General features: G+C 58.7%; 20 protein-coding genes. 10 read left to right on the top strand and 10 right to left on the bottom strand.

The genetic code is table 11. The features are described from left to right. Window positions 1-37 precede the first annotated feature (37 nt). From rseP to rpsB, 8 genes are all read right to left on the bottom strand, one after another. Window positions 38-1,390: a sigma E protease regulator RseP gene (gene rseP / locus V6Z53_RS08250; protein WP_338585037.1), complete on the bottom strand. Its 1,353-nt coding sequence runs from the start codon at window positions 1,388-1,390 to the stop codon at window positions 38-40. 53 nt (window positions 1,391-1,443) lie between these two features. Continuing rightward, on the bottom strand, window positions 1,444-2,634 hold the full coding sequence (ispC, locus tag V6Z53_RS08245) for a 1-deoxy-D-xylulose-5-phosphate reductoisomerase (RefSeq protein WP_338585036.1): 1,191 nt from the start codon (window positions 2,632-2,634) through the stop codon (window positions 1,444-1,446). Next, the gene (locus V6Z53_RS08240; RefSeq protein WP_338585035.1) at window positions 2,631-3,437 is read right to left on the bottom strand and encodes a phosphatidate cytidylyltransferase; all 807 of its coding nucleotides are present in this window, start codon (window positions 3,435-3,437) and stop codon (window positions 2,631-2,633) included. The genes ispC and V6Z53_RS08240 overlap by 4 nt, the downstream gene beginning before the upstream one ends. Next, window positions 3,437-4,192: a polyprenyl diphosphate synthase gene (gene uppS / locus V6Z53_RS08235; RefSeq protein ID WP_338585034.1), complete on the bottom strand. Its 756-nt coding sequence runs from the start codon at window positions 4,190-4,192 to the stop codon at window positions 3,437-3,439. Before uppS ends, V6Z53_RS08240 begins: the two co-directional genes overlap by 1 nt. A gap of 13 nt (window positions 4,193-4,205) precedes the next feature. Continuing rightward, a complete protein-coding gene (gene frr / locus V6Z53_RS08230; RefSeq protein WP_338585033.1) occupies window positions 4,206-4,763 on the bottom strand; it encodes a ribosome recycling factor in 558 nt (185 codons plus the stop codon). Continuing rightward, window positions 4,760-5,503 carry a UMP kinase gene (gene pyrH / locus V6Z53_RS08225; protein ID WP_003172271.1) on the bottom strand — a complete coding sequence of 248 codons (744 nt, stop codon included), beginning with the start codon at window positions 5,501-5,503 and terminating at the stop codon, window positions 4,760-4,762. The genes frr and pyrH overlap by 4 nt, the downstream gene beginning before the upstream one ends. A 210-nt stretch (window positions 5,504-5,713) precedes the next feature. Then, complete coding sequence (gene tsf, locus V6Z53_RS08220; protein ID WP_338585032.1) at window positions 5,714-6,577, bottom strand: translation elongation factor Ts; 864 nt, start codon at window positions 6,575-6,577, stop codon at window positions 5,714-5,716. A gap of 192 nt (window positions 6,578-6,769) precedes the next feature. Next, window positions 6,770-7,507, bottom strand: a complete 738-nt coding sequence (gene rpsB / locus V6Z53_RS08215; RefSeq protein WP_150704235.1) for a 30S ribosomal protein S2 — start codon at window positions 7,505-7,507, stop codon at window positions 6,770-6,772. 373 nt (window positions 7,508-7,880) lie between these two features. Between rpsB and map the strand changes: the two genes are divergently transcribed. The 5 genes from map (at window position 7,881) to V6Z53_RS08190 (ending at window position 14,414) form a co-directional block, all read left to right on the top strand. Then, window positions 7,881-8,663 (top strand): type I methionyl aminopeptidase, encoded by a 783-nt coding sequence (gene map / locus V6Z53_RS08210; RefSeq protein WP_338585031.1) that lies wholly within the window; start codon window positions 7,881-7,883, stop codon window positions 8,661-8,663. A gap of 44 nt (window positions 8,664-8,707) precedes the next feature. Beyond that, on the top strand, window positions 8,708-11,410 hold the full coding sequence (locus V6Z53_RS08205) for a [protein-PII] uridylyltransferase (RefSeq protein WP_338585030.1): 2,703 nt from the start codon (window positions 8,708-8,710) through the stop codon (window positions 11,408-11,410). Between the two features lie 88 nt (window positions 11,411-11,498). Continuing rightward, window positions 11,499-12,695, top strand: a complete 1,197-nt coding sequence (dapC, locus tag V6Z53_RS08200; protein WP_338585029.1) for a succinyldiaminopimelate transaminase — start codon at window positions 11,499-11,501, stop codon at window positions 12,693-12,695. A gap of 157 nt (window positions 12,696-12,852) precedes the next feature. After that, window positions 12,853-13,578 (top strand): M12 family metallopeptidase, encoded by a 726-nt coding sequence (locus V6Z53_RS08195; protein ID WP_338585028.1) that lies wholly within the window; start codon window positions 12,853-12,855, stop codon window positions 13,576-13,578. Window positions 13,579-13,664: 86 nt separating this feature from the next. After that, the gene (locus V6Z53_RS08190; protein WP_338585027.1) at window positions 13,665-14,414 is read left to right on the top strand and encodes a peptidase M12; all 750 of its coding nucleotides are present in this window, start codon (window positions 13,665-13,667) and stop codon (window positions 14,412-14,414) included. 19 nt (window positions 14,415-14,433) lie between these two features. Here V6Z53_RS08190 and V6Z53_RS08185 read toward each other — a convergent pair whose 3' ends face one another. Further along, complete coding sequence (locus V6Z53_RS08185) at window positions 14,434-16,065, bottom strand: Na+/H+ antiporter (RefSeq protein ID WP_338585026.1); 1,632 nt, start codon at window positions 16,063-16,065, stop codon at window positions 14,434-14,436. Window positions 16,066-16,391: 326 nt separating this feature from the next. On the opposite strand from V6Z53_RS08185, the gene V6Z53_RS08180 reads away from it, so the two are divergent. From V6Z53_RS08180 to V6Z53_RS08165, 4 genes are all read left to right on the top strand, one after another. Then, complete coding sequence (locus V6Z53_RS08180) at window positions 16,392-16,700, top strand: arsenate reductase (protein ID WP_020799871.1); 309 nt, start codon at window positions 16,392-16,394, stop codon at window positions 16,698-16,700. Window positions 16,701-16,732: 32 nt separating this feature from the next. Continuing rightward, window positions 16,733-17,767, top strand: coding sequence for a 2,3,4,5-tetrahydropyridine-2,6-dicarboxylate N-succinyltransferase (gene dapD, locus V6Z53_RS08175; protein WP_338585025.1), 1,035 nt, complete (start codon window positions 16,733-16,735; stop codon window positions 17,765-17,767). A 136-nt stretch (window positions 17,768-17,903) separates the two neighbouring features. Next, entirely contained in the window at window positions 17,904-19,109 is a 1,206-nt protein-coding gene (locus V6Z53_RS08170; protein ID WP_338585024.1) for a cysteine desulfurase, read from the top strand. Further along, a complete protein-coding gene (locus V6Z53_RS08165; RefSeq protein ID WP_338585023.1) occupies window positions 19,106-19,516 on the top strand; it encodes a SufE family protein in 411 nt (136 codons plus the stop codon). The genes V6Z53_RS08170 and V6Z53_RS08165 overlap by 4 nt, the downstream gene beginning before the upstream one ends. 87 nt (window positions 19,517-19,603) lie before the next feature. On the opposite strand, the gene tcdA is transcribed toward V6Z53_RS08165, so the two are convergent. Then, window positions 19,604-20,422, bottom strand: a complete 819-nt coding sequence (gene tcdA, locus V6Z53_RS08160) for a tRNA cyclic N6-threonylcarbamoyladenosine(37) synthase TcdA (protein ID WP_338585022.1) — start codon at window positions 20,420-20,422, stop codon at window positions 19,604-19,606. 264 nt (window positions 20,423-20,686) lie between these two features. Between tcdA and V6Z53_RS08155 the strand changes: the two genes are divergently transcribed. Continuing rightward, on the top strand, window positions 20,687-23,278 hold the full coding sequence (locus tag V6Z53_RS08155) for a glycosyltransferase (RefSeq protein WP_338585021.1): 2,592 nt from the start codon (window positions 20,687-20,689) through the stop codon (window positions 23,276-23,278). Window positions 23,279-23,445: the final 167 nt, after the last annotated feature.

The following is a 23,445-nucleotide window of genomic DNA, read 5'->3' as shown; positions in this document are numbered from 1 at the left end:
GCCGCAAAATGCGGCAGATTCGCAATTCAGCGAAGTGTTACAGACGACCCAGATCGTTGACCAGAGCAAGCAACATCACTCCGACCACCAAACTGATACCGATCTGTATCCCCCAACCCTGCACCCGATCCGACAAGGGACGACCACGCGCCCACTCAATCAGATAAAACAACAAATGCCCCCCATCCAGCACAGGAATGGGCAGCAAATTCAGAACCCCCAGGCTAATACTCAGATAAGCAAGGAAATTCAGGAAATCAGCGACACCCGACTGGGCCGAAGCGCCCGCCACTTTAGCAATGGTTATCGGTCCACTCAAGTTTTTTACCGAGAGCTCGCCGAACAACATTTTCTTGAGTGAATCGAGGGTCAGCACGCTCATGGTCCAGGTGCGTCGAGCCCCCTCACCAATCGCGGCCAAAGGACCGTAACTGACCTCGCGAATCATCTCTGGCGGCCAGTCGACCGCTTTTACTCCCGCCCCCAGATAACCGCTTGGCGACTTCTTCTCGCCGCGAGCAGCCAACATGACCGGGACGTCGATTTGAGCACCGTCGCGCTCGATCCGCAGCATGATCTTGGTATCAGGATGCATACGTACGGTATCGACCACTTGTTGCCAGTCATCCAGCGACTTGCCATCAAGCGCCAACAGGCGATCACCGGTCTTCAGGCCGGCAGCCTGCGCCGGACCTTTCGGATCAAGCTCAGCCAGGACCGGCGGCAGTGCCGGGCGCCAAGGACGAATCCCGAGCGAGCGAATCGGATCCGGCTCGTCAGCACCCTTGAGCCATTTATCCAGCGCCAGCTCACGGGGCGAATCGATCGTGGAGCCCTGCTCGCGGACCGATACCTGCAGGGAACCACTCTCCCCAAGGCGACGCACCAACTGCAAGTTCACCGCCGCCCAACCGGAAGTCGGCTCGCCATCGATGGAGATGATTTCCTGGCCCGCGCTCAAACCCGCCTTGGCGGCGATACTACCGGACTCTACTGCGCCGATAACCGGGCGTACCTGCTCGCTGCCGAGCATGGCCACCACCCAGAAAAAACCCAGTGCCAACAAAAAGTTGGCAATCGGCCCGGCCGCGACGATGGCTATGCGCTGACGAACGGATTTGCGATTGAAGGATTGATCGAGCTGATCGGCGGGCACTTCGCCTTCGCGCTCATCGAGCATTTTTACATAGCCGCCCAGCGGAATGGCGGCCAGGACGAACTCGGTGCCTTGCTTGTCGTGCCAGCGCAGCAGCGGCATGCCGAAGCCTACGGAGAAACGCAGCACCTTGACCCCACAGCGACGCGCGACCCAGAAGTGGCCGAACTCGTGGAAGGTAACCAGCACACCCAAAGCCACCAGGGTGCCGACAATCATATAGAGCGCGCTCATCTACTTTCTCCGCATTCCGATCCGGTGCTGCATGGGCCAACACATTGCAGCACTTACCGCCCGTGACGACTCAACCATTGCTCGGCCAGCACACGCGCCTTCGCGTCCGCCGTGAACACTGCCTCAAGATCATCCACTGCTACCACAGGCTCAAGATTCAATGTTTCCTCGATGATACTCGCGATTTCCGGGTAACGAACCCGTCCGTCGAGAAACGCCGCCACAGCGACCTCATTCGCCGCATTCAACATCGCTGGAGCACTGTTGCCCGCCTCGGCAGCCTGACGGGCCAGACGCAGACAAGGGAAACGCTCTTCGTCCGGCGCCTGGAAGTCCAGACGCGCGACGGCGAAAAGATCCAGCGGCGGTACCCCCGAATCAATTCGCTCAGGCCACGCCAGCGCGTTGGCAATAGGCGTGCGCATGTCCGGATTGCCCAATTGAGCCAGGACCGAACCATCGATGTAATCAACCAGCGAATGAATCACACTTTGTGGGTGAATCACCACTTCAACCTGGGAAGGCTTGGCATCAAACAGCCAGCAGGCTTCAATTAATTCGAGGCCCTTGTTCATCATGCTGGCGGAGTCGACCGAAATCTTGCGTCCCATGGACCAATTCGGATGAGCACAGGCCTGCTCAGGTGAAACATGCGCCAACTCCGCCATCGGCGTCTGTCGGAACGGTCCGCCGGAGGCTGTCAGCAAAATCCGACGCACACCGACTGCGCCGAGACCTCGGGCGAAATCCCGTGGCATGCACTGGAAGATCGCGTTGTGCTCGCTGTCGATCGGCAGCAACACCGAACCGCTCTTGCGCACGGCCTGCATGAATAATGCGCCGGACATGACCAGCGCTTCCTTGTTGGCCAGGAGGATCTTCTTGCCCGCCTCCACGGCCGCCAGGGTCGGGCGCAAACCCGCCGCGCCGACAATGGCCGCCATCACTGCATCGACTTCAGGGTCGGCGGCGACCTGGCACAGACCTTCCTCACCCACCAGCACACGGGTCGAAAGCCCTGCGGCACTCAAGTCATCCTGCAAGGCACGGGCGGCGCCGGCTTCAGGCACGACAGCGAACCGCGGAACGTGGCGCACACAAAGGGCCAGCAACTCACTCAAACGGGTAAAACCGCTCAAGGCAAAGACTTGATATCTATCCGGATGACGAGCGATGACATCGAGGGTACTCAGACCTATCGAGCCGGTCGCGCCCAGAACGGTAATCTGCTGAGGGCGGCTCACGGTGCTGCCATCCACAGCAGTACGGCAAATACCGGGATGGCGGCGGTCAGACTATCGATGCGATCCAGCACGCCGCCGTGACCCGGCAGCAGATTGCTGCTGTCCTTGATCCCGGACTGGCGCTTGAACATGCTTTCAGTGAGATCGCCCACGACCGAGATAAACACAATCACAGCGGCGCAGATCAAACCCTTGAACAGCTCGGCAACCGTCCAGTCACGGAAAAACCCGACAAGCACGGTGATAACCAGACTCAAGGCCAGACCACCGTAAACGCCTTCCCAGCTCTTGCCGGGACTGACCAGCGGCGCCAGCTTGCGCTTGCCGAAGGCCCGACCGGAAAAATACGCACCGATATCGGCGCCCCAGACCAGCACCATCACCGCCATGATCAGCCAGTTACCCAGCGGATATTTCTTGATCTCTACCAGGCCTTGCCAGGCTGGCAACAGAATCAGCAGGCCGATCACCAGCTTGCAGGCCGCACTCGCCCAATGCTCGCTGGAGCGTGGATACGTCAGCACCAGATAGGTCGCAATCCCCCACCAGATGACCGAAGCCCCCAGCACCCATGGCGCAAGGCCGGGAAGGATATGCATGATCAGCAACATCAACGCCACGACAGCGGCATAGGCGATGCGCATTGGCTGGGCATCGAAGCCCGCCAGACGCGCCCACTCCCACGCACCGAGCGTCACGACCAACCCGATGAACAACGCAAAACCGGTCCCCTCGAGCAGGAAAAACCCGCACAGGGCAATCGGCAGCAGGATCAGCGCAGTGATGATTCGTTGTTTAAGCATTAAACCCGGGCTCCAGCCTCGACCTGCTCGCTCGTTTTACCGAAGCGACGCTGGCGAGATGCGAAATCGGCCAGCGCGTTTCGCATGGCGTCGTGTTTGAAGTCCGGCCAGAACAGGTCGGAGAAGTACAACTCGGCATAAGCCAGTTGCCACAGCAGGAAGTTGCTGATGCGGTGCTCGCCGCCGGTACGGATGCACAAGTCCGGCAACGGCAAGTCACCGGTGGCAAGGCAGGTTTGCAGCAAGTCCGGGGTGATGTCTTCCGGACGCAAATGACCGGCCTGAACTTCCCGCGCCAGGCGCTGAGCGGCTTGCGCGATATCCCACTGACCGCCGTAATTGGCGGCGATCTGCAGGATGAAGCGATTGGAGCCGGCCGTCATGGCCTCGGCTTCACGCATGGCAGCCTGAAGCTCGGGATGAAAGCGCGAGCGGTCGCCAATGATGCGCAAGCTGATGTTGTTGTCATTCAGGCGCTTGGCCTCGCGACGCAACGCCTTGAAGAACAGGTCCATCAAGGCACTGACCTCATCGGCCGGGCGCTGCCAGTTTTCGCTGGAGAACGCGAACAGGGTCAGTACTTCGACCCCCGATTCAGCACACACCTCGATGACCGCACGAACCGCATCGACACCCGCTTTATGCCCGGCGACACCCGGCATAAAGCGTTTTTTCGCCCAGCGATTATTACCATCCATGATGATCGCGACATGGCGCGGCACCGCGGACGGCGCGATCTGCTTGGTCTTTTCCATGAAAACGCGACCCTTATACGGCCATCAGGTCTTTTTCTTTCTGCGCCAAATTCGCATCGATTTCAGCGACATACTTTTTGGTCAGATCGTCAATCTCGCCAGTGGCGCGACGCTCTTCGTCTTCGCTGATTTCCTTTTCCTTGACCAGATCCTTCAGCGAGCTGTTGGCGTCACGCCGGATGTTGCGCACCGCTACACGAGCGTCTTCAGCAACATCGCGAGCCTGCTTGGTAAAGCCCTTGCGGGTCTCTTCAGTCAGGGCTGGCATGGAGATCAGCAGCAGTTCACCCAGGTTGGTCGGATTCAGGTTCAGACCGGCGCTACCGATGGCTTTATCGACGGCACCCAGCATGTTGCGCTCGAAAGCGACGACTTGCAGGGTACGGGCGTCTTTGACGGTGATGTTCGCCACCTGCTTGATCGGGGTGTCGGAACCGTAGTACGGCACCATCACGCCCTCCAGAATGCTTGGGTGCGCCTGGCCGGTACGAATACGGCCGAAGTTGTGCGTCAGCGATTCCACGGACTTCTTCATGCGCTCTTGAGCGTCTTTCTTGATTTCGTTGATCATTGTTGGCCTTCCTCGATCAGGGTCCCTTCAGCGCCGCCGTGCACGATGTTCAGCAGGGCGCCGGGCTTGTTCATGTTAAATACGCGCAGCGGCATCTTGTGGTCGCGGCACAGGCAAATGGCCGTCAGATCCATAACACCCAGCTTGCGATCCAGCACTTCATCGTAGGTCAGATGATCGAACTTCTCGGCATGCGGGTCTTTGAATGGGTCAGCGGTGTAAACGCCATCGACCTTGGTTGCCTTGAGCACGACATCGGCATCGATTTCGATCGCACGCAGGCAGGCAGCCGAGTCCGTAGTGAAGAACGGGTTACCAGTACCGGCCGCGAAAATCACGACTTCCTTGGCGTTCAGGTGGCGCATGGCTTTGCGGCGATCGTAGTGATCGGTCACACCCACCATGGAAATGGCCGACATCACGATGGCGGAGATATTGGCACGTTCGAGCGCATCGCGCATGGCCAGGGCGTTCATCACAGTGGCCAGCATGCCCATGTGGTCACCCGTTACCCGATCCATACCGGCCGCGCTCAGCGCTGCACCGCGGAACAGGTTACCACCGCCGATCACCAGACCGACCTGAACACCGATGCCAACCAGCTGGCCGACTTCCAGTGCCATGCGATCCAGAACCTTCGGATCGATCCCGAACTCTTCCGAGCCCATCAGGGCCTCGCCGCTAAGTTTGAGTAGAATGCGTTTATAGCGAGCCTGATAACCACTGCCCTGCTGAGCCATTGCGAATCTCTCCTGCGGCGTATTTTAAAAATTCTTTGCGAGCTGTTTTCAGCTGGCGTTCACTCTAGCTTGGCGCTGCTTCAGCGCCATCGGAACATGGCTTTGTAAGCCAGTTCCAAATGGAAACCAATCAAAAATTGGTAACCCATCTGAAAAGAGGCTGCGCGCGTGAGCGGGCAGCCTCTTCAGGGCGACAGTTAAAAAACCGTCTTATTGCTTGGCGGCAGCCAGTTGTGCGGCAACTTCTTCAGCGAAGTTGTCAACTGGCTTCTCGATGCCTTCGCCTACTTTGAAGTAGGTGAAGGAAACGATTTCAGCGCCGGCTTTCTTGGCCAGAGCACCAACGGTGACTTCTGGATTCATGACGAAAGCTTGCTCAACCAGGCTGGCTTCGGCCAAGAACTTGGTGATACGGCCAGCGATCATCTTCTCGACGATTTCAGCTGGCTTGCCTTTCATCTTGTCTTCGTTCAGAGACAGGAATACGGCTTTCTCACGCTCGATGGCTTCTGGCGAAACCTGCGATGGCAGCAGGAACTCAGGGTTGCTTGCCGCCACGTGCATGGCGATCTCTTTGGCCAGCTGAACATCGCCGCCCTTGAGAACAACAGCAACACCGATCTTGTTACCGTGCAGGTAAGTACCGACCACGTCACCTTCAACGCGAACCAGGCGACGGATGTTGACGTTTTCGCCAACTTTGGCCACCAGGGCTTCACGAGCCGATTCCTGAGCGGCGATCAGCGGAGCTGCGTCGGTCAGTTTTTCAGCGAAGGCTTTTTCTACGCTGGCAGCAACGAAGTTTTTGAAGTCGTCTTGCAGGGCCAGGAAGTCGGTCTGCGAGTTGACTTCCAGCAGCACGGCTGCCTTGTCGTCGGCCTTGATGGCGATTGCGCCTTCAGCGGCAACGTTGCCAGCTTTCTTGGCAGCCTTGATGGCGCCCGAAGCACGCATGTCATCAATGGCTTTTTCGATGTCGCCGCCAGCCTTGGTCAAGGCCTTTTTGCAGTCCATCATGCCTTCGCCAGTACGCTCGCGCAGTTCTTTGACCAACGCTGCAGTAATCTCTGCCATTTCAAAATTCCTCTTGGATAGGTTATCAACCATTCCACCCGATCGAACGGGCGTTCAATTCTTCCCGAACCACCTTTGTAAGCTGCTGCACGTTACAGATGCTGTAGCTGCGCTGCCGACAAATGGTTTTCGAGGTGGCAAAAAGGGGGCCAAGCCCCCTTTTTGCTTACTGAGTCAACGCCAGGGCGTCAATTACTCAGCTGCAGCTGCCGGAGCTTCTTCAACGAAAACTTCGGTGCCGCCAGCAGTGTTGTTGCGACCACGGATAACAGCGTCAGCCATCGAACCCATGTACAGCTGGATAGCGCGGATTGCGTCATCGTTGCCTGGGATGATGTAGTCAACGCCTTCCGGGCTGCTGTTGGTATCGACTACGCCGATAACCGGGATGCCCAGCTTGTTGGCTTCGGTGATCGCGATGCGCTCGTGATCAACGTCGATAACGAACAGAGCGTCTGGCAGACCGCCCATGTCCTTGATACCACCCAGGGAACGATCCAGCTTTTCCAGGTCACGGGAGCGCATCAGCGCTTCTTTCTTGGTCAGCTTGGCGAACGTACCGTCTTCGGCTTGTACTTCAAGGTCACGCAGACGCTTGATGGAAGCACGGATGGTTTTGAAGTTGGTCAGCATGCCGCCCAACCAGCGGTGATCGACGTACGGCGAACCGCAACGTGCTGCTTCTTCAGCAACGATCTTGCCAGCGGAACGCTTGGTGCCGACGAACAGAATCTTGTTTTTGCCCTGGGCCAGACGCTCTACGAAAGTCAGAGCTTCGTTGAACATTGGCAGGGTTTTTTCAAGGTTGATGATGTGGATCTTGTTACGCGCGCCGAAAATGTATTTACCCATTTTCGGGTTCCAGTAACGGGTCTGGTGACCGAAGTGCACACCGGCCTTCAGCATATCGCGCATGTTGACTTGGGACATGATAGTTCCTTAATAAGTCGGGTTTGGCCTCCACGTATCCCAATGACCAACCACCAGCAATTACGCTTGCGGCACCCAGGTCATCGTGTCGACACGTGTGTGGATTTAGGCTTTTCGGGGCATCCCCGGAAAGCGGCGCATTTTATACCACAGGGAAGGGAAAAACGGAACCCGGATTCTGAAATCCTGGCGACCAGCGTACTCCCTCCCTTGGAATCCGCCCAGAATGCACCATTCTATAGAGAGAAGCGATGTACAGAGGCGCGGATTTGCGCTGATCGTCTGGTAGAATCGCGTTTTTCAGGGCTGCGAACTTCGATCGCGCATTGCCCATTCCGTTTGTGAAGCGCCGTTGAGCGCAGAGAGAGCCTGTATGACCGTCACCCTCAAAACCCCCGAGGACATCGCAAAAATGCGCATCGCCGGCAAACTGGCCGCCGATGTGCTGGAAATGATTGCCGAACATGTCAAACCGGGTATCACTACCGAAGAACTTGATCGCATCTGCCACGACTACATCGTCAACGAGCAGAAGGCCATCCCTGCCCCGCTCAACTACAAAGGCTTCCCCAAGTCCATCTGCACCTCGATCAACCACGTGGTCTGCCACGGGATCCCGAACGAAAAAGCGCTGAAGGATGGCGACACCCTGAACATCGACGTCACCGTCATCAAGGACGGTTACCACGGCGACACCAGCCGCATGTTCCACGTCGGCAGCGTGCCGGTCTGGGCCGAGCGCCTGTCGCAGGTCACCCAGGAATGCATGTACAAGGCCATCGAACTGGTCAAACCCGGCTGCCGCCTGGGCGACATCGGCGAAGTGATCCAGAAGCACGCCGAGAAGAACGGTTTCTCAGTGGTTCGCGAGTTCTGCGGCCACGGTATCGGTAAAGTCTTCCACGAAGAACCGCAGATCCTACACTACGGCCGAGCCGGCACCGGCATGGAACTGAAGGCCGGCATGACCTTCACCATTGAGCCGATGATCAACCAGGGCCGCGCCGACACCAAAGTGCTGGGCGACGGCTGGACCGCGATCACCAAGGACCGCAAGCTGTCCGCGCAGTGGGAGCACACCCTGCTGGTGACCGATACCGGCTACGAGATCTTCACCCTGCGCAGCGATGACACCATCGCACGCGTTTCGGCCTGATCCGACCCGCTCGTTCCCAGCCTTACAGATAGGAAAGCCAATCGATGCCGCAGGTGGATCCCGAACTCTTCGACCGCGGCCAGTTCCAGGCTGAACTGGCCCTGAAGGCAAGCCCTATCGCGGCCTTTAAGAAGGCGATCCGCCAGGCCCGCGAGGTGCTCGATGCACGCTTTCGCAGCGGCCGCGACATCCGTCGGCTGATCGAGGATCGCGCCTGGTTCGTCGATAACATCCTGCAAAAGGCCTGGGAGCAGTTCAACTGGAGTGAAGACGCCGACATCGCGCTGGTCGCGGTCGGCGGCTATGGTCGCGGCGAACTGCACCCTTACTCCGACATTGATCTGCTGATCCTGCTGGACAGCGCCGATCATGAAGTTTTCCGCGATTCCATCGAACGTTTTCTGACGCTGCTGTGGGACATCGGCCTCGAAGTCGGTCAGAGCGTTCGCTCGGTCGACGAATGCGCCGTAGAAGCCCGCGCCGACCTGACGGTAGTAACCAACCTGATGGAAAGCCGGACCATTACCGGCCCCGAGCATCTGCGCCAGCGCATGCTGGATGTCACCAGCACCGCGCACATGTGGCCGAGCAAGGACTTCTTCCTGGCCAAACGGGCCGAGCAAAAAGCCCGACACCACAAGTACAACGACACCGAATACAACCTGGAACCCAACGTCAAAGGCTCGCCTGGCGGCCTGCGGGATATCCAGACGATCCTCTGGGTGGCCCGTCGCGAGTACGGCACCCTGAACCTGCGGGCACTGGCGGGCGAAGGCTTCCTGGTCGAGAGCGAAAACGCCCTGCTGGCCTCTTCCCAGGAGTTCCTGTGGAAGGTCCGCTATGCGCTGCACATGCTTGCCGGTCGCTCCGAAGACCGTCTGCTGTTCGACCACCAGCGCGCCATTGCCAAACTACTTGGGTTCGAAGGTGACGACGCCAAACAGGCCGTCGAAAACTTCATGCAGCAGTATTACCGGGTGGTGATGAGCATTGCCCAGCTCAGCGATTTGATCATCCAGCACTTCGAGGAAGTCATCCTCGCGCCGGAAGACGAGGCGCCGCCGCAGCCGATCAACTCGCGATTCCAGCTGCACGACGGCTACATCGAGGCGCGCAACGACAACGTGTTCCGCCGTACCCCGTTTGCCATGCTGGAAATCTTCGTGCTGATGGCCCAGCAGCCGGAAATCAAAGGCGTGCGTGCCGACACCATTCGCCTGCTGCGCGAAAATCGCCACATGATCGACGACGATTTCCGCAACGACATCCGCAACACCAGCCTGTTCATCGAGCTGTTCAAGTGCAAGATCGGCATTCATCGCAACCTGCGGCGGATGAACCGCTACGGCATTCTCGGGCGTTATCTGCCGGAGTTCGGCTTTATCGTCGGGCAGATGCAGCATGACCTGTTCCACATTTACACGGTCGACGCCCACACGCTGAACCTGATCAAACACCTGCGTAAGTTGCAGTACACCCAGGTGTCGGAAAAATTCCCGCTGGCCAGCAAGCTCATGGGCAAGTTGCCCAAGCCTGAGCTGATCTACCTGGCAGGCCTGTACCACGACATCGGCAAGGGCCGGCATGGCGACCACTCGGAAATTGGCGCAGTGGACGCCGAGGCGTTCTGCCAGCGCCATCAGCTGCCCGTGTGGGACAGCCGCCTGATCGTCTGGCTGGTGCAGAATCACCTGGTGATGTCGACCACCGCCCAGCGCAAGGACTTATCCGACCCGCAGGTGATCCATGATTTCGCGCAGATCGTCGGTGACGAAACCCACCTCGATTACCTGTATGTGCTGACCGTCGCCGACATCAACGCCACCAACCCGACGCTATGGAATTCCTGGCGCGCCAGCCTGTTGCGTCAGCTCTATACCGAGACCAAACGCGCACTGCGTCGCGGCCTGGAAAACCCGGTGGACCGCGAAGAGCAAATCCGCCAGACCCAAAGCGCAGCCCTGGACATCCTCGTTCGCGGCGGCAACGATCCGGACGATGTCGAGCAGTTGTGGGCGCAATTGGGCGATGACTATTTCCTGCGTCACACCGCCGGCGACGTTGCCTGGCACACTGATGCAATCCTCCAGCAGCCGTCCGACGGCGGGCCGCTGGTGCTGATCAAGGAAACTACGCAAAGGGAATTCGAGGGCGGCACGCAGATCTTCATCTACGCACCGGACCAGCACGATTTCTTCGCCGTGACCGTGGCCGCGATGGACCAGCTCAACCTGAACATCCATGACGCCCGGGTCATCACGTCCAGCAGCCAGTTCACCCTCGACACCTACATCGTGCTCGACACCGATGGCGACTCGATCGGCGATAACCCGGCACGGGTCAAACAGATCCGCGACGGCCTGACCGAAGCCCTGCGCAACCCGGACGACTACCCGACGATCATCCAGCGCCGGGTACCACGCCAGCTCAAACATTTTGCCTTTGCACCGCAGGTGACGATCCACAACGATGCCCAGCGTCCGGTGACCGTACTGGAACTGACCGCACCCGACCGCCCCGGCCTGCTGGCCCGCGTCGGCACGATCTTCCTGGAGTTCGACCTGTCGCTGCAGAACGCCAAGATCGCCACCCTCGGCGAGCGCGTGGAAGACGTGTTCTTCATCACCGACGCGAACAATCAGCCGCTGTCCGACCCGCTGCTGTGCAGCCGGTTACAAGATGCAATCGTCGAGCAGTTGAGCGTCAATCAGGAACCCGATATCAAACTGTCGCGCATCAGTATCTGAATTAACAATTTTCCCCTGTGGGAGCGGGCTTGCTCGCGAAAGCGCTGTGTCAGTCAACACACAGCTCCCACATTGAACGAGGCCCCCGATGAACAACGCTCTGTCCCAGCTCCAGCCCTACCCGTTCGAGAAACTTCGCGCCCTGCTCGGCAGTGTCACACCGAACCCGGACAAGCGTCCTATCGCACTGTCCATCGGCGAGCCGAAACACCGTTCGCCAAGTTTTGTCGCCGAGGCCCTGGCCAGCAATCTGGAAAAGATGGCCGTGTACCCGACCACCCTCGGCATCCCGGAGCTGCGTGAAGCCATTGCCGCCTGGTGCGAGCGTCGTTTCAGCGTGCCGAACGGCTGGATCGACCCGGCGCGCAACGTATTGCCGGTCAACGGCACCCGCGAAGCGCTGTTCGCCTTTACCCAGACCGTGGTCAACCGTGGCGACGACGCCCTGGTTGTCAGCCCAAACCCGTTCTACCAGATCTACGAAGGCGCGGCGTTCCTCGCCGGCGCCAAGCCGCATTACCTGCCATGCCTGGATGAAAACGGCTTCAACCCGGATTTCGATGCTGTTTCGCCGGACATCTGGAAACGCTGCCAGATCCTGTTCCTGTGCTCGCCGGGCAACCCGACCGGTGCGTTGATTCCGGTCGACACGCTGAAGAAGCTGATCGCCCTGGCCGACGAATACGATTTCGTGATTGCCGCGGACGAGTGCTACAGCGAACTGTACTTCGACGAACAAACCCCGCCGCCGGGCCTGCTCAGTGCCTGCGTGGAACTCGGTCGCAAGGACTTCAAGCGCTGCGTGGTGTTCCACAGCCTGTCCAAGCGCTCCAATCTGCCGGGTTTGCGTTCAGGATTCGTGGCCGGTGATGCCGACATTCTCAAAGGCTTCCTGCTCTATCGCACCTACCACGGCTGCGCGATGCCGGTTCAGACTCAACTGGCCAGCGTTGCTGCCTGGAACGACGAAGTGCACGTGCGCGCCAACCGTGCGCTGTATCGCGAAAAGTATGACGCGGTGCTGGAAATTCTTGGCCCGGTGATGGATGTGCAACGTCCGGATGGTGGTTTTTATCTGTGGCCGAGCGTGGCGGGAGATGATGCTGCGTTCTGTCGCGATCTGTTCGAACAGGAACACGTGACCGTCGTGCCGGGCTCTTACTTGTCGCGGGATGTCGATGGCGTCAATCCCGGCGCCGGGCGTGTGCGCATGGCGTTGGTTGCGCCGTTGGCAGAATGTGTTGAGGCGGCTGAACGGATCCGTGCGTTCATTACAAAGAACTAGTAAGTTTCCCATGCCTGCACTGTGCAACGCAGTGCAGGCATTATTTGGTTATCGCAACAAACTCTAATAGACAGCAACTTTACCCAACATAAAACCACAACTAATCTCCAAGTCGATTCAAAAAAATCAAACTACAAAAATGACAAGGAGATAGTCAATGCCTCATCCAAACCCCTGTAAAATCATGGAACCGTCAGACATACAAACTTCCTATGAAGCCGCCACCAATGAAAACCCCGACAACGGCAACACGCTGACCGTTGGCGGTCGGCAAAAGAGAGGTGTTTCAACTCACTCCAAATTCTGGGCCAGCAACAGAACACTGAAAGTAGCATTTCTCAACCCACCGTCGGACACCCATCGTGAGACCGCCATAAAAGCAATCAAATTATGGCAACCGTCCATTAACTTAAAACTGGAGTTTGTCAGCGGCTCAGAGGGTGACATTCGGATAACAATGGAGGCACCACTGAATTACTCTGCCATCGGCACCGATGCCACCCTGCGCGCCCCTGACGAAAACACCATGAATATCGGCACCAGCCCTGATCATCCCTGGTTTGAAGCTGCCGTATTGCACGAATTCGGTCATGCACTCGGCATGGAGCATGAGCATCAACATCCAAAAGCCAACATACCGTGGAACAAACCTGCGGTATATGCCCACTACTGGACTGCCTTTCAATGGAGTAAGGAAGAGGTTGATCACAACCTGTTCCGGTTATTGAAAACTTCAACCGTTCGAACCACCTCTTATGACCCCGCTTCTATCATGCATTACCCGGTCCCCAATGAACTGACAATCGGAGATTGGTCGGTACAAAAGAATATTTCAGTGAGTCAGAATGATCGACGACTGATGCGCAAGATATACCCAAAATAAAACCAAGCGCACGCAAACTTAACGGCAAATTTTCCAGCCAGCCAATCACCCCATCAAAATAAATCAAATTACACGGACGTAATACCATGAAGACCTTTGCACCTTGCCAAATGATACAACCTATAAATGACCTGGCCTCCTATCAAGCAGCCATTCAGGAGCGGTCTCACAACGGCTTTATTAGTTCATCAGGTCGAAAAAAGAGAAACGTCGGATCTCACACTAAATACTGGAAAAATGGAAAAACTCTAAAAATCGGTATGTACAATGCCAGCGATGAAGCGATCGAAGCGGTAAAAGCCGCGGCCAGTAAATGGCTACCTTACGTAAATCTGAAGTTTGAATTTGTCAGAGGTGAAATAGGCGACATCCGGATTTTTCTGAATTCCCCAACGGGGATACATTCTTCCGCTGTCGGCACCGACGCATTGGTTGACGACATCGGAGGCACCGACGAGGAAAGGCGAGGCCCGAGCATGTTCTTGAACTGGATACCTGGCGATAGCCGCTTCGAATACCTCGTCATGCATGAGTTTGGGCATGCCCTTGGTGCTCAACACGCTCATCAACATCCTGACTCGGCAATACCCTGGAATGTACAAGGCACCTATGAGCACTGTGCTCGCCAATTTGGCTGGAGCAAGGAAGCCGTCGACACCAACATCCTGCCCCTGCCTCGTAGCGATCAATACACCTACAGGCCTTACGACGGGGATTCTGTAATGCATTACGCGGTTTTACCCGAGTGGACTTTCGGGGGTTGGGGTCAGTCAGAGACGCAGGCAATCAGTGACGGCGACATTGCCATGATGCGTGCAGCCTACCCAAAAAACTAAGGGCGACTAAAGCAACTCGTTACTTCACCACCCCCAACTTGGCCTCACTCAAATCCAGTTCCCCCAACACCTCTCGCAGAACGTCATCACCAATCTGGTGATGACGACTGAGACTGTACAACTCCAGGCGTTGCGCCCGCAGCGCCTTCAAACGCAAACGCCGTTCCAGCAAGTCCATTTGAAAGGCCAGTGCCTGGGCTTCCGCCGAATCATTGAACACCTCCAACTGATGGCGATACTCGGACATGAGCCGCGCCTTGAGCTCGACGGCGAGCGCGGACTGGGCGGCGTCCTGCGGGTTGACCTCTTCTGTTTCGAGCGCATGAATGGCCGCTTCGGCAGTTTTGCGCCAAGCGTCGCGCACCTCGTTGCGTCGATTGTCGTCCGGACTGGTCTCGATGCCCCGCAGCATCATCGGTAACGCGATGCAGGCAGCGATCAGCGACAACAGGATCACCCCGGCGGCGATGAAGATCAGCAGATCACGTTCGGGGAACACTTGCCCGCCCATCAGCATCGGCACCGACATCACACCCGCCAGCGTCACCGCGCCGCGCACGCCGCCGACCGTCAGCAACCCACAGGAGCGTGCACTCGGCACTTGAGTGATCTCATCCTTTCCACGCCAGCGCCTTATCAGGATGGACAATCGCCAAATGCTCTGCACCCAGACGAACCGCAACACCAGCAGCACCAGGAAAATGGCCACGACATCGAGGCAGCGGTAGAGCAACGTCGGCCACAATGAAGTTTCGTGGCTGGCCACCGCTTTGACGATGTCCGGCAGCTGCAAACCGAGCAGTAGAAAGATCAAGCCGTTAAAAGCGAACTCCAGCAGTGACCAGACACTGCGATTGAGCAAACGCGTATTGGTCTGGCGCGGCAGCAGATCGAGCCAGCTCTGCATCATCCCAGCCGCCACCGCCGAGAGAATGCCCGACACGCCGACCCGTTCGGCCAGTACGTAAGCGGCAAACGGAAGCAACAACATGAACACGACGTGAGTGGCCGGATCATCCCAGCCGCGAGCGATCATCCATGCCCGCAGGCGCCCGACCAGCCAGCTCAACGCCACCCCGACAGCCAGGCCGCCGACCGCCACCAGCACGAACGTCAGACTGGCATTGGCCAGCGAGAACACACCGGTCACCGCTGCTACCAAGGCAAACTTGAATGTCACCAGGCCCGAGGCATCATTCATCAACGCCTCGCCCTGCAAGATGTGCATCAACGGAGTCGGCAGGCGATTACGGGCAATCGCCGAGACTGCCACCGCATCCGTCGGCGACAGTACGGCAGCCAGGGCAAACGCCACCGGCAACGGCACAGCGGGCAACAACCAGTGAATGAAATAGCCGGCGCCGACCACAGTGAACAACACCAACCCTACCGCCAACGTCAGGATCGGCCCGCGCAGATGCCAGAACTCGCGCTTGGGCATGCGCCAGCCGTCGGAGAACAATAGCGGTGGCAGGAACAGAAACAGGAACAACTCGGGATCGAGGGCCACATGCAATCCCAGCGTCGGCCAAGCGAGCAAGGCCCCGGCGGTAATCTGCACCAGCGGCAACGGCAGCGGAACCATCCGTCCGATCAGGCGCGAGACGCCGACCAGCATCAACAGGATCAGGACGGTGTAGGCGGTTTGCATAAAGCGTGGTTCCCGGACAATCGACAGCATTGAAGTGCCATATTAGCCGCTTAGACTTCAGGTGGCCCTTGCACCTATGTCGCACCCGCCCCCTGTAGGAGCCGAGCTTGCTCGCGATGGCGGCATAACAGCCAACATCACCGTAGACTGATCCACCGCCATCGCGAGCAAGCTCGGCTCCTACAGGTTTTACGCCATAGCCGCCGCGAAACCGTCCGGTCATGGCATAATCCGTCACCTTTTTCTCCAGCACCTGTAAAGGGGGCAATTCCTTGACCGTTTCAAGCAAAACGTTGCACCTTTTCGGCATCAAAGCCTGCGACACCATGAAAAAGGCGCGCACCTGGCTCGATGAACACGCTGTCAGCTATGACTTCCATGATTACAAAGCGGTCGGTATCGACCGTGAACACCTGACCCAATGGTGCAACGAGCACGGCTGGGAAGTGGTGTTGAACCGTGCAGGCACGACCTTTCGCAAGCTCGACGACGAACGCAAAGCCGATCTCGACCAGTCGAAAGCCATCGAACTGATGCTCGCACAACCTTCGATGATCAAGCGCCCGGTGCTCGATCTCGGTGACCGAACCCTGATTGGCTTCAAGCCAGATATCTACGCGGCCGCACTCAAGTAAGCAGCCCGTTTCAATTTGTTAGAGGTATCAACATGTCCACTACCCTGTTCAGCCTGGCCTTTGGTGTCGGCACTCAAAACCGTCAAGGCGCATGGCTGGAAGTGTTCTACGCACAGCCATTGCTCAACCCGTCGGCCGAACTGGTCGCTGCCGTTGCACCAATCCTCGGTTACAGCGAAGGCAACCAGGCCATCACTTTCACCACCGCCCAGGCTGCACAACTGGCTGAAGCCGTGAAAGGCATCGACGCCGTGCAAGGCAAGCTGCTGACCCGCTTGGCCGAAAGCCACAAGCCGCTGGTCGCGACCCTGTTGGCCGAAGACGCTCAACTGTCGTCCACCCCTGAGGCGTACCTCAAGCTGCACCTGTTGTCCCACCGTCTGGTCAAGCCGCACGGCGTGAGCCTGGCCGGCATCTTCCCGCTGCTGCCAAACGTGGCGTGGACCAGCCAAGGTGCTGTTGACCTGAGCGAACTGGCGGAAATGCAACTGGAAGCGCGCCTGCGTGGCGAACTGCTGGAAGTGTTCTCGGTGGACAAGTTCCCGAAAATGACCGACTACGTGGTTCCGGCCGGCGTGCGTATCGCTGACGCGGCGCGTCTGCGCCTGGGTGCCTACGTGGGCGAAGGCACCACCGTGATGCACGAAGGCTTCATCAACTTCAACGCCGGCACCGAAGGCCCGGGCATGATCGAAGGCCGCGTTTCCGCTGGCGTGTTCGTCGGCAAAGGTTCGGACCTGGGTGGCGGTTGCTCGACCATGGGCACCCTGTCGGGCGGCGGCAACATCGTGATCAAGGTTGGCGAAGGCTGCCTGATCGGCGCCAACGCCGGTATCGGTATTCCGTTGGGCGACCGCAACACTGTTGAGTCGGGCCTGTACGTGACCGCTGGTACCAAAGTGGCGTTGCTGGACGAGAACAACAAACTGGTCAAAGTGGTGAAGGCCCGTGAACTGGCCGGCCAGGCTGATCTGTTGTTCCGTCGCAATTCGGAAACCGGCGCTGTGGAATGCAAAACCCACAAATCGGCAATCGAACTGAACGAAGCGCTGCACGCTCACAATTAAGCAGAGCATCATCGATCATCTGTAGGAGCATGGCTTGCCCGCGATGCTTTTGGCGACCTAAAGGGCCCCATCGCGAGCAAGCTTTGCTCCTACAGAAGTGCGGCATACCCGCCCATGTTCACCAGGGCCCGATAGCATGATGATTCCCTCTCCCTGGCGCGCCGATTTTCCGGCCATCGCCGCTCTGCAACGGCAAGACCAGACCTATCTGGACAACGCCGCCACCACGCAAAAACCTCAAGCCCTGCTGGATGCCCTGGCGCATTACTACGCCAATGGCGCGGCCAACGTGCATCGGGCGCAACACCTGCCCGGCGCCCACGCCACCCAGGCATTCGAGGACAGCCGCCGCAAAGTCGCGCAATGGCTCAATGCCGGTGACAGCGGGCAGATCATCTTTACCCACGGCGCGACATCTGCGCTGAACCTCCTGGCCTATGGCCTGGAACACCTATTCCACCCGGGCGATGAGATTGTCATCAGCGCCCTGGAGCATCACGCCAACCTGCTGCCGTGGCAGCAACTGGCGCACCGTCGCGACTTGAAGCTGGTGATCCTGCCACTGGATGCGGACGGCGTGATCGACCTTGAAGTTGCTGCAGGTTTGATCGGACCACGCACGCGCCTGTTGGCCGTCAGCCAGTTGTCCAACGTGATCGGCGCCTGGCAGCCGTTGCCCGCGCTGCTGGCGATGGCCAAGGCACACAACGCTTTGACCGTGATTGACGGTGCGCAAGGCGTGGTCCATGGCCGTCATGACGTGCAGGCGCTGGGTTGCGACTTCTATGCATTTTCCAGCCACAAGCTCTACGGTCCCGATGGGCTGGGCGTATTGTTCGGGCGCAACGAAGCGCTACAGCAGCTGCGGCCGTGGCAGTTCGGCGGCGAGATGGTGCTGGACGCCAATTACCACGACGCACGCTTTCGCCCGGCACCGCTGGGTTTCGAGGCGGGAACACCGCCGATCGCCAGTGTCATTGGTCTTGGAGCAACGCTGGACTATCTCGCCGGTCTCGATCAGGACGCCGTGAACGATCACGAAGCCGCACTGCACGACTATTTGCTCAAAGGTCTGGCGGCACGCAACGGCATTCGCTTGCTGGGCAAGCCGCAACTGGCATTGGCCAGTTTTACCGTCGAGGGTGTGCATAACTCGGATCTGGCACATCTGCTGACCGAGCAAGGGATCGCGGTACGCGCCGGCCATCACTGCGCCATGCCATTGCTCAAAAGCTTCCAACTGGCCGGGGCGATTCGGGTGTCGTTAGCGTTGTATAACGATTCCGAGGATCTTGAACGGTTTTTCGAGGCGCTGGATCAGGCGCTGGAGTTATTGCGATGAACTTGCCTGCCGATGCCGTCACGGCGCTCGAAACTTTTGAGGCAGCCGCTGGCTGGGAACAACGCGCGCGATTGCTGATGCAGTGGGGCGAGCGTTTGCCCGCATTGAGCGATGAGCAGATGTGCGACGCCAACCGGGTGCATGGCTGCGAAAGTCAGGTATGGCTGGTGGGCGAGTTGCGCGATGGCCATTGGCAATTTAACGCCAACAGCGATGCACGGTTGATTCGCGGGTTGGTGGCGTTGTTGCTGGCGCGGGTCAATGGGTTGTCCGCGGTTGAGTTGAAGCAGGTGGATTTACACGACTGGTTCAATCAATTGGGATTGGGGCGGCAGTTGTCGCAGTCACGTAGTAATGGGTTGAATGCGGTACTTCAGCGGATGCGGGAGTTGTCCGCACCTTTGTAGGAGCAAAGCTTGCTCGCGATGGCATCAACACGGTCTGGATGGATGACCGCGTCGCCTGCATCGCGAGCAAGCTTTGCTCCTACAGGTTTATACGTTGGGCTTGACCCGCTCCGCCGGCCGCCGAACCCCGGCCACAATCTTGTCCACAGCCTTGGTCGCCGCGACCATGCCGAACGTCGCCGTCACCATCATCACCGCGCCAAAGCCACCGGCGCAGTCGAGCTTCACGCCATCGCCGACAAAACTTTTCTGCAAGCAAATGCTGCCGTCCGGTTTCGGGTAGCGCAGCTGCTCGGTCGAAAACACGCACGGCACGCTGTAATGGCGGGTCACGGTGCGCGAAAAGCCGTAGTCGCGTCGCAGGGTCGAGCGCACTTTTGAGGCCAACGGGTCATTGAAGGTACGGTTGAGGTCGCAGACCTGAATCAGCGTCGGGTCGATCTGCCCGCCCGCGCCGCCGGTGGTGATGATCTGGATCTTGCGGCGCTTGCACCAGGCGATCAGCGCCGCTTTCGCGTTGACGCTGTCGATGCAGTCGATCACGCAGTCGATGTTCGGCGTGATGTACTCGGCCATGGTGTCGCGGGTGACGAAATCCGGCACCGCATGCACGTTGCAGTCCGGATTGATCCCGCGCAGGCGCTCGGCCATCACTTCGACCTTGGGTTTGCCGACGGTGCTGTCCAGCGCGTGCAACTGACGATTGGCGTTGCTGACGCAGACGTCGTCGAGGTCGAACAGCGAAATCTCGCCCACGCCGCAACGGGCCATGGCTTCCGCCGCCCAGGAGCCGACGCCACCGACGCCGACGATCGCCACATGGGCCGCACGCAGGCGTTCAAGCCCTTCGACGCCATACAAACGGGCGATGCCTGCAAACCGCGGATCTTCTGTACTCATGACCATCACCTCAAAAACCGGCGCGCATTATAGGGCCGTCGGCGGCCAAGAGCATCATCGAGCTATGAACGGGCATCTTCCATTCAAACTGCATCGAACGAAGATTTGCCCTACAAGCTCTAACGAAAGAACTTAAGTCGACTTGGATTGCCCAACGTCCGGCATTTCCCTGTCCGCTATACGTTTAGAGAAGTGCCAGTGTAGGATGCGCGCCCCTTGGCGACCGCCAATGTTCTTCCTGTTCCACAGCCTTTGGAACCCGAAATAGCTATGTCATCGCGTAAATTTGGACTCAACCTGGTGGTGGTGCTTGCCATCGCTGCCTTGTTTACCGGCTTCTGGGCGCTGATCAACCGCCCGGTCACCGCCCCCAACTGGCCTGAACAGATCTCCGGCTTCTCGTATTCGCCGTTCCAGCAAGGTCAATTCCCACAGAAAGAGCAGTATCCGACCGACGATCAAATGCGTCGCGACCTGGAGATCATGAGCAAGTTGACGGACAACATCCGTACTTACTCGGTCGACGGCACGCTGGAGAACATCCCGAAACTGGCGGAAGAGTTCGGCCTGCGCGTAACCCTCGGGATCTGGATCAGCCCTGACCAGGAACGCAACGAGCGGGAAATCACCCGCGCCATCGAAATCGCCAATTCCTCGCGCAGCGTGGTTCGCGTGGTGGTCGGTAACGAGGCGATTTTCCGTAAGGAAATCACGGCCCAGGAACTCAGCGTCCTGCTGGACCGCGTTCGCGCCGCCGTGAAGGTGCCGGTGACCACGTCCGAGCAGTGGCACGTCTGGGAAGAACATCCGGAGCTGGCCAAGCACGTCGACCTGATCGCCGCGCACGTCCTGCCTTACTGGGAATTCATCCCGATGGACAAGGCCGGTCAGTTCGTCCTCGACCGCGCCCGCGACCTGAAAAAGATGTTCCCGAAAAAACCGCTGCTGCTGTCCGAAGTGGGCTGGCCGAGCAACGGCCGCATGCGCGGTGGCGCCGATGCATCGCCGGCGGATCAGGCGATTTACCTGCGCACACTGGTCAACAAGCTCAATCGCCAAGGCTTCAACTACTTCGTGATCGAAGCGTTTGACCAGCCGTGGAAGGCCAGCGACGAAGGTTCGGTGGGCGCCTATTGGGGCGTGTTCAACGCCGCGCGCCAGCAGAAATTCAACTTCGAAGGCCCGGTCGTGGCGATTCCTCAGTGGCGCGTCCTGGCCATCGGCTCGGTCGTCCTGGCCTTGCTGTCGCTGACCCTGTTGATGATCGACGGCTCGGCCCTGCGCCAACGTGGCCGTACCTTCCTGACCTTTATCGCGTTCCTTTGCGGTTCGGTGCTGGTGTGGATCGGTTACGACTACAGCCAGCAATACAGCACCTGGTTCAGCCTGACGGTCGGTTTCTTGCTGGCCCTCGGCGCGCTCGGGGTGTTTATCGTGTTGCTGACCGAGGCCCACGAACTGGCCGAGGCAGTGTGGATTCACAAACGACGCCGCGAATTCCTGCCGGTGGTCGGTGATTCCAGTTACCGGCCGAAAGTCTCGATCCACGTGCCCTGCTACAACGAGCCGCCAGAGATGGTCAAACAGACCCTCAACGCCCTGGCCAACCTCGACTATCCGGACTTCGAAGTCCTGATCATCGACAACAACACCAAGGACCCGGCGGTCTGGGAGCCGGTGCGCGACTACTGCGAAACCCTCGGCCCGCGCTTCAAGTTTTTCCACGTCGCGCCACTGGCCGGTTTCAAGGGCGGCGCGCTGAACTACCTGATTCCGCACACCGCCAAGGACGCCGAAGTGATCGCGGTGATCGACTCCGATTACTGCGTGCACCCAAACTGGCTCAAGCACATGGTGCCGCACTTCGCCGACCCGAAAATCGCTGTGGTGCAGTCGCCGCAGGACTACCGCGACCAGAACGAAAGCACCTTCAAGAAGCTCTGCTACGCGGAATACAAAGGTTTCTTCCACATCGGCATGGTCACCCGCAACGACCGTGACGCGATCATCCAGCACGGCACCATGACCATGACCCGGCGCTCGGTACTTGAAGAGCTGGGCTGGGCCGACTGGTGCATCTGTGAAGACGCCGAACTCGGTCTGCGCGTATTCGAAAAAGGCCTGTCGGCGGCGTATTACCACGACAGCTACGGCAAAGGCCTGATGCCCGATACCTTCATCGACTTCAAGAAACAGCGTTTCCGCTGGGCCTACGGTGCGATTCAGATCATCAAGCGCCACACCGCCAGCCTGCTGCGCGGCAAGGACACCGAACTGACTCGCGGCCAGCGCTACCACTTCCTCGCGGGCTGGTTGCCGTGGGTGGCGGACGGCATGAACATCTTCTTCACCATCGGCGCACTGCTGTGGTCGGCGGCGATGATCATCGTTCCGCAACGGGTCGATCCGCCGCTGCTGATTTTCGCGATCCCGCCGTTGGCGCTGTTCGTGTTCAAGGTCGGCAAGATCATCTTCCTCTACCGTCGTGCTGTCGGCGTGAACCTGAAGGATGCATTCTGCGCGGCGCTGGCCGGGCTGGCGTTGTCGCACACCATCGCCAAAGCGGTGTTGTACGGCTTCTTCACCAGCAGCATTCCGTTCTTCCGCACGCCGAAAAACGCCGATAACCACGGCTTCTGGGTGGCCATTTCGGAAGCCCGGGAAGAGGTGTTCATCATGCTGCTGTTGTGGGGCGCGGCCTTGGGAATCTTCCTGGTCAACGGCATGCCGAGCAACGACATGCGCTTCTGGGTGACCATGTTGCTGGTGCAATCGCTGCCGTACTTGGCGGCGTTGATCATGGCCTTCCTGTCGTCGCTGCCAAAACCGGCACCGGAGGCGCAAACGGCACCTGCCGTCTAAATCTCTGCGGATGCACTAAACGGCGGCCAATGGTCGCCGTTTTGCTTTAAGATAACCGCCATTTTGCGGGGCTTGGCGTGATATCCATCCCTGTGGGAGCCAGCCTGCTGGCGATGGCAATGTAACAATCACAGTTTATGTTGACTGCCACACCGCCATCGCCAGCA

It is taken from the genome of Pseudomonas sp. MAG733B (assembly GCF_036884845.1).
GTDB lineage: Bacteria > Pseudomonadota > Gammaproteobacteria > Pseudomonadales > Pseudomonadaceae > Aquipseudomonas.
The sequence above is the reverse complement of the archived record's forward strand: the minus strand, read 5'-3'. Positions and strand labels throughout refer to the sequence as shown.